The sequence below is a fragment of the Falsiroseomonas selenitidurans genome (assembly GCF_012103215.1).
GTDB classification, from domain to species: domain Bacteria; phylum Pseudomonadota; class Alphaproteobacteria; order Acetobacterales; family Acetobacteraceae; genus Falsiroseomonas; species Falsiroseomonas selenitidurans.
Window position 1 is genome coordinate 51,047 of the sequence record NZ_JAAVNE010000006.1, and the last position, 11,716, is coordinate 62,762.

General features: G+C 69.2%; 10 protein-coding genes. 8 read left to right on the forward strand and 2 right to left on the reverse strand.

What is annotated here, in order from left to right; translation table 11 throughout:
* Nucleotides 1–70 precede the first annotated feature (70 nt).
* The 5 genes from HEQ75_RS05585 to HEQ75_RS29010 all read left to right on the forward strand — a co-directional run bounded on the left by HEQ75_RS05585 (nucleotide 71) and on the right by HEQ75_RS29010 (nucleotide 6,648).
* On the forward strand, nucleotides 71–1,066 hold the full coding sequence (locus HEQ75_RS05585) for a Bug family tripartite tricarboxylate transporter substrate binding protein (protein ID WP_168027984.1): 996 nt from the start codon (nucleotides 71–73) through the stop codon (nucleotides 1,064–1,066).
* Between the two features lie 115 nt (nucleotides 1,067–1,181).
* Nucleotides 1,182–2,717 (forward strand): sulfatase family protein, encoded by a 1,536-nt coding sequence (locus HEQ75_RS05590; RefSeq protein ID WP_168027986.1) that lies wholly within the window; start codon nucleotides 1,182–1,184, stop codon nucleotides 2,715–2,717.
* Between the two features lie 114 nt (nucleotides 2,718–2,831).
* Nucleotides 2,832–2,996 carry a hypothetical protein gene (locus HEQ75_RS05595; protein ID WP_168027988.1) on the forward strand — a complete coding sequence of 55 codons (165 nt, stop codon included), beginning with the start codon at nucleotides 2,832–2,834 and terminating at the stop codon, nucleotides 2,994–2,996.
* A 162-nt stretch (nucleotides 2,997–3,158) separates the two neighbouring features.
* Nucleotides 3,159–6,011: a calcium-binding protein gene (locus HEQ75_RS05600; protein WP_168027990.1), complete on the forward strand. Its 2,853-nt coding sequence runs from the start codon at nucleotides 3,159–3,161 to the stop codon at nucleotides 6,009–6,011.
* 28 nt (nucleotides 6,012–6,039) lie between these two features.
* Complete coding sequence (locus tag HEQ75_RS29010) at nucleotides 6,040–6,648, forward strand: glutathione S-transferase family protein (protein WP_168027992.1); 609 nt, start codon at nucleotides 6,040–6,042, stop codon at nucleotides 6,646–6,648.
* Between the two features lie 13 nt (nucleotides 6,649–6,661).
* On the opposite strand, the gene HEQ75_RS27795 is transcribed toward HEQ75_RS29010, so the two are convergent.
* A complete protein-coding gene (locus HEQ75_RS27795; protein WP_209318364.1) occupies nucleotides 6,662–7,789 on the reverse strand; it encodes a calcium-binding protein in 1,128 nt (375 codons plus the stop codon).
* 292 nt (nucleotides 7,790–8,081) lie between these two features.
* Here HEQ75_RS27795 and HEQ75_RS05615 point away from each other — a divergent pair, with 292 nt between their 5' ends.
* Complete coding sequence (locus HEQ75_RS05615) at nucleotides 8,082–10,379, forward strand: DUF3141 domain-containing protein (protein ID WP_168027994.1); 2,298 nt, start codon at nucleotides 8,082–8,084, stop codon at nucleotides 10,377–10,379.
* A 230-nt stretch (nucleotides 10,380–10,609) separates the two neighbouring features.
* On the opposite strand, the gene HEQ75_RS05620 is transcribed toward HEQ75_RS05615, so the two are convergent.
* Nucleotides 10,610–10,780, reverse strand: coding sequence for a hypothetical protein (locus HEQ75_RS05620; protein ID WP_168027996.1), 171 nt, complete (start codon nucleotides 10,778–10,780; stop codon nucleotides 10,610–10,612).
* A gap of 273 nt (nucleotides 10,781–11,053) precedes the next feature.
* Between HEQ75_RS05620 and HEQ75_RS05625 the strand changes: the two genes are divergently transcribed.
* Both HEQ75_RS05625 and HEQ75_RS05630 read left to right on the forward strand, forming a co-directional pair.
* On the forward strand, nucleotides 11,054–11,299 hold the full coding sequence (locus HEQ75_RS05625) for a hypothetical protein (RefSeq protein ID WP_168027998.1): 246 nt from the start codon (nucleotides 11,054–11,056) through the stop codon (nucleotides 11,297–11,299).
* A 153-nt stretch (nucleotides 11,300–11,452) separates the two neighbouring features.
* Nucleotides 11,453–11,650 carry a hypothetical protein gene (locus tag HEQ75_RS05630; RefSeq protein ID WP_168028000.1) on the forward strand — a complete coding sequence of 66 codons (198 nt, stop codon included), beginning with the start codon at nucleotides 11,453–11,455 and terminating at the stop codon, nucleotides 11,648–11,650.
* Nucleotides 11,651–11,716: the final 66 nt, after the last annotated feature.

Genomic DNA, 11,716 nt, shown 5'->3' on the forward strand with positions numbered 1-11,716 from the left:
GGACGTGCTGGTAGCCCCGACGCAATCTGCAACGACAGGCCGGAACGGCCACATCCTGGGAGGGACGAGCATGTCGGCATCCGCCACGCGGCGCGACCTGTTGCGGGGCGTCGCCCTGGGCTCGGGCGGCCTGGTCCTTGGCGCGCGCGGCGCCGCCGCGCAGGCGCCCTACCCGTCGCGCGCCGTACGCCTGCTGGTCGGCTCCGCCCCCGGCGGCGCCACCGACATCACCGCCCGAATCCTGGCCGAGGCGATGACGGAAGCCTTCCCGCGCGGCATCGCGGTGGAAAGCCGCACCGGCGCCGGCGGCAACATCGCCGCCGAGACCTGCGCCCGCGCGGCGCCGGACGGCTACACGCTGCTGATCAACGACGCCGCGATGATGGCAATCAACCCCGTGCTTTATGCCAATGTGCCCTTCGACCCGGCGCAGGACTTCGCCCCCATCGCGCATCTGGCGGAGTTCCCCTTCGTCTTCGTCGTCACGCCCGATGTTCCGGCGCGCAACATGACGGAGTTCGCCGCCTGGGCGCGGGCGCAGCCGGACCCGGTGCTGTTCGCCAGCCCCAATCCCGGCAGCCAGCACCATCTTGGCATGGAGATCGTCGCCCAGCGCATGGGCTTCCGCGTGACGCATGTCGGCTTCCGAGGCGGCGGGCCTGCCACCGCGGCGCTGCTGGGCCGGCAGATGCAGGTGGGCTCGATCGGCCTGCCGCCGCTGGTGCCGCATCTGCGCGCCGGCACGCTGCGCGCCCTGGCCGTCTCCACCGCCACGCGCTCCCCCTTGGCGCCGGATGTGCCGACGCTGGGCCAGGCCGGGCTGGAGGGGCAGGAACTGGCGGTGTGGTACGGGCTGGTCGGCCCGCGCGGCCTGCCCGCCGAGGTGGTGCGCCATGTCAGCCAGGCGGCGCAGGGCGCACTGGCCCGGCCGGAGGCGTTGCAGAAGCTGGCCAGCCAGGGCCTGACCGCCCGCTACATGCCGCCCGAAGCCTTCGACCGTTTCATGGCCTCGGAACGCGCGAGTTGGGGCACCGCCGCGCGCGCCGCCAACGTCACCATCCGCTAGGGCACGGTCCGCGCCGAAGCAGGCGCGGTCCCCGCCCTGGCTCCCTTTTTCAACGTATCCTCCGGGTCGGCGGGCGCTTCCGCCTGACCGGGAGAGGCTCCAGGAGCACGCCGCGTTGCGCGACAAACGCCCGAATATCCTGTTCATCACCACCGACCAGCAGCGCGGCGACTGCCTGGGCGTCATGGGCCGAAAGGTGCGGACGCCGCACCTGGACCTGCTGGCGCAGGACGGCGTGCTGTTCCGCGGCTGCATCACGCCGAACCTGGTCTGCCAGCCGACCCGCGCCTCCATCCTGACCGGCCTGCTGCCGCGCACCCATGGCGTCTGCGACAATGGCATCGACCTGCCGGAGGAACCGGCGAGCCGCGGCTTCGCCGCCGAACTCACCCGCGCCGGCTACGACACCGCGCTGATCGGCAAGGCGCATTTCGCCACCGCCCATACCTTTGCGCCCACCGGCAGCCCGGAATGCCGCAGCTCCATGCAGCTGTACGGCCCGAACTGGACCGGCCCCTACAAGGGCTTCCAGCGGGTGGAGCTGATGGTGGAAGGCCACAACACCTTCCCCCCCATGGTCCCGCCCTCCGGCCAATCCTACGAGGCCTGGTACCACGCCGATGGCCGCGGCGGCTGGAAGGACGCGCTGCATGGGCGGAATGGCGGGCCGGATGTGAAGGGCGCGCCACAGACCTGGCATTCCGCCCTGCCACCCGCCTGGCACAATTCCACCTGGGTCGGTGACCGCAGCGTGGCCTTCCTGAATGAGCGCCGCGACCGGCCCTTCTGCCTCTGGGCCTCGATCCCGGACCCGCACCACCCCTTCGACTGCCCGATGCCGTGGAGCCTGCTGCACCGGCCGGAGGAGGTGGATCTGCCGCGCCACCGCAGCCTGGACCTGGACCGCCGCCCCTGGTGGCACCGCGCCAGCCTGGAGGGGGTGCCGAACCTGGCCGACAAGACGCTGCGCGATTTCCGCGCCAAGCACAGCCGCACCCCGGTGCTGAGCGATGAGCAGCTGGCGGAGGTGATCGCCAACTATTACGGCATGATCTCCCTGGCCGACCACAATATCGGTCGAATCCTGATCGAGCTGCACCGGCTGGGGCTGGAGGAGAACACGCTGGTCGTCGTCTCCTCGGACCATGGCGACTGGTTGGGCGACCATGGGCTGCTGCTGAAGGGGCCGATGGCCTATGAGGGGCTGCTGCGCGTCGTCTGCCTGATGCGCGGGCCGGGCCTGCCGAAGGGCCGGGTCTGCGACGAGCCGGTCTCCTCGCTCGATTTCGGCGCCACCTTCCTGGAGATGGCCGGCGTGGCACGGCCCGACCACTGGCACGGACGCAGCCTGCTGGATGTGGCGCGCGGCGAGGCGCAGCGCGACTTCGCCTATTCGGAATGGGATCTGTCGGACAGCCGCTGCGGCGTCCCGCTTGAACTCCGTACCGTGCGCACGGCGCGCGACAAGCTGACGCTGGAGGCCATCACCGGGGCGGCAGAGATGTACGACCTGGTCGCCGATCCGGAGGAGATGGTGAACCTGGCGGAGGACCCCGCTCATGCCGCACGGCGCCGCGCCTTGGAGGCGATGATTGCCGCCCGTCCGGACGATGCCCGCGCCGAACGCCTGCCGGCGGTCGGCATGGCGTGACTTGCCGGCCCACCGCCGGGCTGGCAGCCACGCCCGAAGCGAGGACCGGCTCATGCGGCATTTCCACGGATGGGCGACGCCCACTTCCCAGCGCGTCTCCATCATGCTGGAGGAATGCGGCCTGGACCATGCCGTGACTGGGTCAACATCCGGGCGCGGCAGCAATTCGCGCCCGAAATCCTGGCGCTGAACCCCTACGGCAGGATCCCCATCCTGGTGGAGGAGGGGCGCGTGAGCCTGGCCCTGCTGCGGCATGCGCGGGAGAAGCGGGCGGCCTGACGCAGCGGGCCCGCAACACGCGAAACAATCGCCCGGCCGCCACGCAATCGGGAGGCAATATTGCGGGACTAGCAAGCGCGCCCATCGCAGGGGCGTCTCCGAGGGTAAGGACGGCGGCCCGCTGTCCATCCACCCAAAGAGGTTTCCATGAGTGCGTCCAGAATGGCGCCTTTCGCCGCGTCGCCCCATCTCATCGAGGGCACCGACGGCACCGACTACCTGTTCGGCGAGACCGGCATCGACCTGATCATCGGCTATGGCGGCGATGACCATGTCTTCTATGACAACCAGGCCGAGATGCAGGGCGACACCGTCGCCGGCGGCGCCGGCTTCGACACGCTTTCCATCAGCTTCGCCTCCACCAAGACCGGCATCACCTTCCAGGTGGTCGATTCCGCCAACCTTGTCACGCTGCTGGGGGCGAAGGTCATCGGCGTGGAAACCTACGCCATCACCGCCGGCGCCTACGCCGACCGCTTCACCGGCGGCACCTGGGACGACCGCTTCGTCGGCGGCGCCGGCAATGACACGGCGCTCGGTGGCCTGGGCAACGACACCCTCTTCGGCGAGACCGGCCATGACCGCCTGGAGGGCGGCAATGGCGACGACGCACTGCTGGGGGATACCGGCAATGACCTGCTCACCGGCGGCAATGGACGCGACCAGCTCTACGGCGGCAGCGGCAATGACCGCCTCTATGGCCAGGCGGGCGAGGACCAGATGTATGGCGAGGTCGGCAACGACCTGATGGACGGCGGCACCGGCAACGACACGATGCGCGGCGGCGACGGCAACGACACGATGTTCGGCCAGGCCGGCGACGACAGCCTGTCCGGCGGCGCCGGCGCCGATTCCATGAATGGCGGCAGCGGCAATGACGTGATCGAGCGCTGGCATGGCGAAGGCGCCGATTCCATCGATGGCGGCACGGGCCTGGACCGGCTGGTGATGCACGGCCTGTCCGGCAATTTCGTCGCCAAGGCCGCCACCGTCGTGAACCTGCTGGCCGACGGCACCCGTATCATCGGCATCGAGGCCTACAGCATCGACGGCACCGAGCAGGCCAATCTCTTCGCCGGCGAATCCGGGGACGACGTGCTGAACGGCTTCCATGGGGCCGATACGCTGCGCGGCGGCGGCGGCCAGGACCTGCTGATGGGCGGCGAGGGCCGCGACCTGCTGGAGGGCGGCGACGGCGACGATATCCTGATCGTCGGCGCCGGGGGCATCGACACGATCCGCGGCGGTGCCGGCACCGACACGGCACGGATCGACCGCTTCACCTATTCGGATGCGATCGACTACCGCTTCACCGGCGCCGCGACCGCCACCCTGTCCGATGGCACCACGCTGACCGACATCGAGATCGTCGAGATCAACACCGCCTATGGCGACGACGTGCTGGCCGCCGGCACGGCGCAGCGCGTGGTCTTCAACGCCGCCGGTGGCAACAACTCCCTGACCGGCAGCGCCGGCGACGACGTGCTGGCCAGCGGCTATGGCAACGACACCATCAATGCGGGCAACGGCATCGACCGCATCATCGATGGCGGCGGCAACAACTTCATCGATTCCGGCGCCGGCGACGACGAGGTCAGCGTGGACGGCGCGACCGGCTGGAGCCGCATCAAGCTCGGCACCGGGAATGATGTGGTCTACATCAACAATGGCGGCGGCAGTGCCGGCGGCGCCTATACCGTGGATGGCGGCAGCGGCATCGACTATGCCTGGATCAACCGCTCCGGCAGCAGCCGCGACCTCACCTTCACTCTGTCCGCCCAGGCGCCGCTGTCGAATGGCTCCGTCACGCTGACGAACATCGAGCGCGTGCACATCCGCTCCGGCTCCGGCCGCGACAGCCTGGTGGGCGGCGCGCTGGACGACTGGTTCAACGGCATGTCAGGCGATGACACGCTGCTGGGCCTGGGCGGGAATGACGAGCTGACGGGCTGGTATGGCGCCGACCGGCTGGAGGGCGGCGATGGCGCCGACATCCTCTGGGCCACCGGCGGCATCAAGGATGGCGAGGCCGATACGCTGCTGGGCGGCGCCGGGGCGGATGAGCTGCATATGAACCGCGGCGACTTTGCCGATGGCGGCGCGGATGCGGATCGCCTCTTCCTCGACCTCACCGAGGAATACGTGAACTTCGCCTTCGTCTTCTCCACCGGCCTGACGCAGGTGGATGCCACCACCCGCTTCACCGGCATGGAGCAGCTGCATTTCGACGGCGGCCGCGGCCACGACAGCGTCACGGGCGGGTCGCTGGCCGACCTGCTGGAGGGCAATGCCGGCAATGACCGCCTGCGCGGCGGCAGCGGCAATGACGAGCTGACCGATGGCGACGGCAATGACAGCCTTTATGGCGATGCCGGCAACGACGTCTTCGTGCGCACCGACTTCGACGCCAATGGCACCGACTACTTCGACGGCAGCACCGGCGTGGACACGCTGCGCTTCAACATCGTCTCGGGCGCGCCGGTCTGGCTGGACATGGTGGCGCAGCAGTACAATGGCGGCCTGGCCCAGGGCCTGACCCTGCGCGTGATCGAGAACGTGGTCGGCAGCGATGCCGGCGACGATATCCGCGGCTCCGCCTCCGCCAATACCTTCTGGGGCGGCAAGGGCACCGACTACCTGGAGGGCCGCGAGGGCGACGACCTGCTGATCGGCGGCGAGGGGTCCGACCTGCTGTCCGGCGGCGCGGGACGCGACATTTTCCGCTTCGGCCTGGGCGCCACCGGCTCCGGCGACTTCATCCTCGACTTCGTCCGGGGCGAGGACCGCATCGCGATCGAGCGCGAGGCTTTCGGCCTTGGCAATCTGGCGACGCCCTCGCTCGTCGTCGGAGCCAGCCCGGTGGTCAATGCCGCGACAGCGCAATTCCTGTTCGAGACCGGCACCGGCCGCCTGTGGTTCGATGCCGATGGCACGGGGGATCAGGCCGATGTCAGCTGGGTCGCGACCCTGGACGGCGTCACCACCCTCTCGACGGCCGACCTGATCCTGGTCTGAATGCTCCAGGAACGGGAAGGACCAGGCGGTGCGGCATTTCTACGGATGGGCGACGCCCAATTCCCAGCGCGTCTCCATCATGCTGGAGGAATGCGGCCTGGACTATGCCGTGACTGGGGTGAACATCCGGGCGCGGCAGCAATTCGCGCCCGAAATCCTGACGCTGAACCCCTACGGCAAGATTCCCATCCTGGTGGAGGAGGGGCGCCCGATCTTCGAGAGCGGCGCCATCCTGCTGCACCTGGCGGAGCGCCACGGCCTGCTGATGGGGGAGGACCGGGCGACCACCCTGTCCTGGCTGATGGTCGCCCTGACCTCGCTCGGCCCCTTCACGGGCCAGGCACATCACTGGACGGAGCTGGCGCCGGAGAAGCCGGAGGCGGCGCGGGCCCATACCACCGCCCTGGTCGACCGCGTCTACCGGCTGCTGGACGGAAGGCTGGCCGAGGTGCCCTACCTGGCCGGCGCCAGCTGCTCCATCGCCGATATCGCGGCCTATCCCTGGGTGGCGAAGCACGGCTGGGCCGACCGGACGCTGGCGCCGACCCCGCACCTGGCCGCCTGGTTCGCCCGTATGGGCGAACGCCCGGCGGTGCGGCGCGGCATGGCGGTGCCGGCGGGGGCGCGGCTGGAATAGCGGCCGCGGCCGTTCAGGGCAGCCGGATGGTGCTGACGCCGCTGAAGGTGAGGACCTCGTCGCCGAAGCGCAGCGTGCCGCTCACCTCCTGCACGCGCTCGCCCTGCGCATTGACGAAGAAGAAGGTCCGGTCGTCCGTGCTGGTCATCCACACGCCTTCCTGCAACCAGAAGTTTTCGAACAGCTGATTGGGGCCGACGCCGCCGATCACCAGGGTGTCGCTGCCGGCGCCGCCATGGAACCGGTCGTTGCCGTCGCCGGTGCGCCAGATGTAGGTGTCGTCGCCGCCGCCGCCATGGGCGATATCCGCCGCGCCATCGCCGATGCCCCCATCCATCGTGTCCGCGCCGCCGCCCGGCCGGTCCTCGGCCCAATCGCCGTAGAGCAGGTCCGCGCCGGCGCCGCCGCCGATGCGGTCGCGGCCGTCGCCGCCCAGCAGCGTGTCGTCGCCCGCATTGCCCCGCAGCGTGTCGTTCGTGTTGTCCGCGCCGGAAAGCTGATCCTGCCCCTCGCCGCCCACCTGGCCGATCCGGTCGATGAGCTGCTGCTGCAGCGTGGAGATATGGTGCCGCCAATCGGGGTCCTGCAGCAGGTCCTGATGGTTCGAGGAGGCGAAGAATCGGTCCAGCGCCTCCTGCAGCCCGTTCACCTCCCGCAGTGTCTGCGCGCTGAGGTTCAGCTGGTTCAGGTCCATCCCCTGCATGCGTTCCGCCTGGCCCGAAAGGAAGGACTGGTCCTGGTGCTCCGTGGACAGGCCACCGGCGAAGGTGCCGACGCCTTCCGGCAGGGGCGGCGCCGTGGGCGTCGCTGGCGCCGGCTGCGAACCCGGGGGCGTGTAGTTCGGGAACAGAAACTGCAGGAAGGCCGGGGGAAGCCCCAGCAGATGCAACGGCTCGATCATCTCCGGCGGAAGGTCGATCTGGAAACTGGGCAGGGTGATATTGGGCCCCTCGATGTTGGGGACGGTGATCTCGGGCAGCTCGAAGATCTCGGGTGGAATCTCGAAGTCGGGCAGCGGAATGCCGATATCGTCGGGGGTGATCATGTCCGGCGTGTTGAAGAAGCCGCCGCTGACTGAATCGAGCGCTGGCTGGTCCAAATTCTCCGGCTTCGACGTCATGTTGCCCGCGTGATTGGCCATGGCCGATGATCTCTTGCTTTGAGACACCGCGGGCTGTGACTGGGCCGACCCGGCCCGAACCCCGCTTGCCCGGACCATGCCTGTTACGACCGACCGCAGAAAGAAACGAGTTCCGTTCGTTGCGATAGGCCCGTCCTATAGCTTCCGGCGCAGCATCCCGGAACCTCTCGCCCATCGGGACATCGGCGCGGCCGCCGCAGGCGGAACTTTACTGGCGTGCCCCGTCCCCAAATCCCAGCTATGCTGCATTGCCGTCGTGGCTTCCCAGGATGGCGATCCAAGGATGGACCGGATGAACGCGCAGACCCCTCCCCCCGGGCGCGAGCTGATGGCCAGGGGTGCCGAAACCCTCAGCCGCTTCATGGAACAGGCCCAGGCCATGGGCGATGTCGCCCGCCGGCAGATGGCAGCCCTCACCCCTGCCGCGGCGCCGCGCATCATGGATGGCGCGCTGCCGACCGGCGCCGCCTTCCTCGGCCGCTCCCCCTTCGCCCTGGCGCAGGACGCCATGGCCTATGCGGTGGATGCCAGCCAGCGCTCCATCCTGTTCTGGGACACCATGCGCCAGGCCGGCAACGCCTTCCTGGAGCATGAGAAGGCCGGCTGCCCGCCGGTGCTGGTCTTCGACTGGGACATGGTGGTGGATGGCCGCACCCTGCCGCGGCGCTGCAACTACGCGCTGGTCCGCATCAAGCCCCCCGCCGGCTTTCCCGCGGTGGACCCGGCGATGCGCCCCTTCGTCATCATCGACCCGCGCGCCGGCCACGGCGCCGGCATCGGCGGCTTCAAGTCGGACAGCCAGGTGGGCGTCGCGCTGCGCCGCGGCCATCCCGTCTACTTCGTCATCTTCTTCCGTGAGCCGGAGCCCGGCCAGACCATCCTCGACATCACCGAGGCCGAGGCGATCTTCCTGCGCCGCATCCACGAACTGCACCCGGAGGCGCAGCGCCCCGTCGTGATCGGCAATTGCCAGGGCGGCTGGGCGGTGATGATGCTCGGCGCCTCCGAGCCGGAGCTGACCGGCCCGCTGGTGCTGAACGGCGCCCCCCTGTCCTACTGGGCCGGCGAGAAGGGCCGCAACCCGATGCGCTACACCGGCGGCCTCGCCGGCGGGTCCTGGCCGGCGGCGATGCTGGCCGACCTCGGCAACGGCACCTTCGACGGCGCCAACCTGGTCTCCAACTTCGAGAGCCTGTCGCCGGGCAACACCAAGTTCCGCAAGTATTTCAACCTGTACGAGAAGGTGGACACGGAGGCGGAGCGCTTCCTGGAGTTCGAGCGCTGGTGGGGCGGCTACTTCCTGATGACGCGGGACGAGATCCGCTGGATCGTCGAGAACCTGTTCATCGGCGACAAATTCGCCCGCGGCGAGATCTCCGCCGGCAAGGGCGCGTCCTTCAACATGCGCGCGGTGAAGTCGCCGATCGTGGTCTTCGCCTCCGTCGGCGACAACATCACCCCGCCCGGCCAGGCGCTGCGCTGGATCGCCGACGTCTATCGCGACGAGGCGGAGATCAAGACGCTCGGCCAGACCATCATCTACCTGGTGCATGACGAGATCGGCCATCTCGGCATCTTCGTCTCCGGCAAGGTGGCCAACAAGGAACACACGGAAATCGCCAACACGCTCGAACTCATCGAGAGCGTGGCGCCCGGCCTGTATGAGCTCCGCATCACCGGCACCGCCGGCAGCGGGCTGAACACCGGCTACCAGGTGGAGCTGGTGGAGAAGACCATCGCCGACATCCGCGCGATCTCCGGCGAGGCGGAGAACGAGGCGTTTCCGGCCGTGGCCCGCATCTCCGCCATGAACCAGATGCTCTACGACCTGTTCGCCAGCCCGGTGATCCGCCAGTTCACCACGGCGGAAAGCGCCGAGCTGCGGCGGCAGATGAATCCGATGCGCGCGCGCCGCTACCTGGTCAGCGACGCGAACCCGATGATGAAGCCGCTCGGCCCTCTCGCCGCCGCGGTGAAGGCGAATCGCGCGCCGGTCGCCTCCGACAACCCCTTCACCGCCATGGAGCGCGCCTGGGCGGACAGTGTGGAGCGCAGCATCGACGCCTGGCGCGACTGGCGCGACGCAGCCCAGGAGACCGCCTTCCATGCCGTCTATGGCACGCTCTCGGCGCTGGGCGTCGCCTCCGCCGCGGCCGTTGAAGGCACGGCGGAGGCGGTGGCGGACGCGCAGGATGACAGCCCGGAGGTGCGCGCGGCGCTGGCCCGAATCGGGGAGGGCGGCTACGCCGAAGCGGTCGTGCGGATGATGATCCTGCTGGCCAAGGCGCGCGGCGGCGTGCGGCGCAACCGACTCGCGCGGTCAAACCTGCTGCTGACCACGGAGGAGCCCTTCGCGCAGCTCACCAGCTCCGCCCGCCAGGCGCTGATCCGGGAACAGACCGTGGTGGTGGAGATGGCGCCGGAGGAGGCGCTGGCGACCCTGGCGGCCCTGCTGCCGGAGGCCGAGGGCCGCCGGCGGGCACTGGCGACGGTGGAGGATGTGGCCGGGCCGGAGGACGAGCTGGGCGCCCCGGCGCTGGCCATGCTGGACCGCCTGCGCGGTCTGTTGCTGCCCGCCGCCTCGGATTAGAGCATTTTTCCGGCCTTGCGGCTTCGCAAGGCGACCCGGAAATGCGTCGGAACTATACGCTGGAGCCGTTTCACCGTCCTCGCTTTCGGTGAAATGGCTCCAGGGCATGCGCCGCGCCGGGAAGGCGCGGCGCGTGCTCGGGTTTCCTGCCTGGGCGCTTCGGCCCGGTCGTCGGACGGTGCCCCCCGGCCTAGACCATCGCAAGGCTGGCGCTTGGCGTTCCTGGTGCCTCAGCGCGATGCGGTCTGGGAGGGCTGCAAGGCTTCCTGGAGCAGGCGCGAGACGTTCAGCAGGATGAGCGCGGCGCGGATGTCGCCACGCGCCTCAGCCTGATGGGCAAGGCGCACCAGGATGGCGGCGGCATCGGTTCCATTTGTTCCGTTACGAGGTGACATGAGCATCCCCTGGGTTGGACAAAAAAGAAGCTGTCACTGCCTTGGTCGGTAGCAGATGGCCTGATGCCACGCTTTGCAAGCAAATTATTGCGAGCGGGTGACACGCCCCGTCAATACGCCGCGCGACTCGGCTATCCTGCGCCTCAGCTGCGGAATGAATTGAAGTTAAGATCATTTTTTAGAAGATTGCACCGCTTCCGGTCATCTGGCTCGGACTGATTTTATCCTTGGCAGAATCGGAGGGTCTTGCATCATGCGCCATTCCGAAAGGCCGAACGCGTGCCGCCTGTCCAGCGCATCCTCTTCCAGGACCTGCACCAGACGCTGGAATCCGCGTTGCGTCATGCTGCCGAACAGGCGGCGGACCGCCCGGCCTTTCTGCGCGAGGCCGCCAGCGAAATCAGCGAGGCGGTGCTCTCGACCTTCCAGGACGAGCATGGCGGCGTTACGGAACTCGGCCTTCGATCCTGCATTGCCGCGGCCCTGGCCGATGTCCTGCCCCGTCTCCTCGAGGAATACGAATAGGGCTGGGGCTGGTGCGGCACCGAGGGCGCTTGGCGCCCGCTGCCGGATTCATCTCTGGGCAATCGCGCGGTGGGATCATGCCCCGGCATCCGGTGCCACGCGCCGGATTCCCAGGCCGCAAGAATTGCGGCGCCGAGGCAAGAGGGCCAACGCATGACGCCGCAGACTGCCGGCCGCAACAGGCCACCCCGCGCGCCCGATCTCGTGGCCGCATCCCTGCTCACCTCCGATGACGGGGCCGAGATCCACCTCATCGCCCGCAACGGGCAGCTGCTCCGATTGCCGACCGACGAGGCCACGGCGCGGCAGCTCGTCATCGGGCTGTGGAGGGCGCTCGACCGGCAGCGCTGAGCATCGACCGCCAGGGACAGGATTGCGCGGCGCCGCATCGGGCCTATCGTGCCCCCTGCCGGGGGG

Bases quoted from the DNA above. Each gene is read 5' to 3' on its own strand.
- HEQ75_RS05585 (WP_168027984.1), top strand. From the start codon at position 71: ATGTCGGCATCCGCCACGCGGCGCGACCTGTTGCGGGGCGTCGCCCTG.
- HEQ75_RS05595 (WP_168027988.1), top strand. From the start codon at position 2,832: ATGCGGCCTGGACCATGCCGTGACTGGGTCAACATCCGGGCGCGGCAG.
- HEQ75_RS05600 (WP_168027990.1), top strand. From the start codon at position 3,159: ATGGCGCCTTTCGCCGCGTCGCCCCATCTCATCGAGGGCACCGACGGC.
- HEQ75_RS27795 (WP_209318364.1), bottom strand. From the start codon at position 7,789: ATGGCCAATCACGCGGGCAACATGACGTCGAAGCCGGAGAATTTGGAC.
- HEQ75_RS05615 (WP_168027994.1), top strand. From the start codon at position 8,082: ATGAACGCGCAGACCCCTCCCCCCGGGCGCGAGCTGATGGCCAGGGGT.
- HEQ75_RS05620 (WP_168027996.1), bottom strand. From the start codon at position 10,780: ATGCTCATGTCACCTCGTAACGGAACAAATGGAACCGATGCCGCCGCC.
- HEQ75_RS05630 (WP_168028000.1), top strand. From the start codon at position 11,453: ATGACGCCGCAGACTGCCGGCCGCAACAGGCCACCCCGCGCGCCCGAT.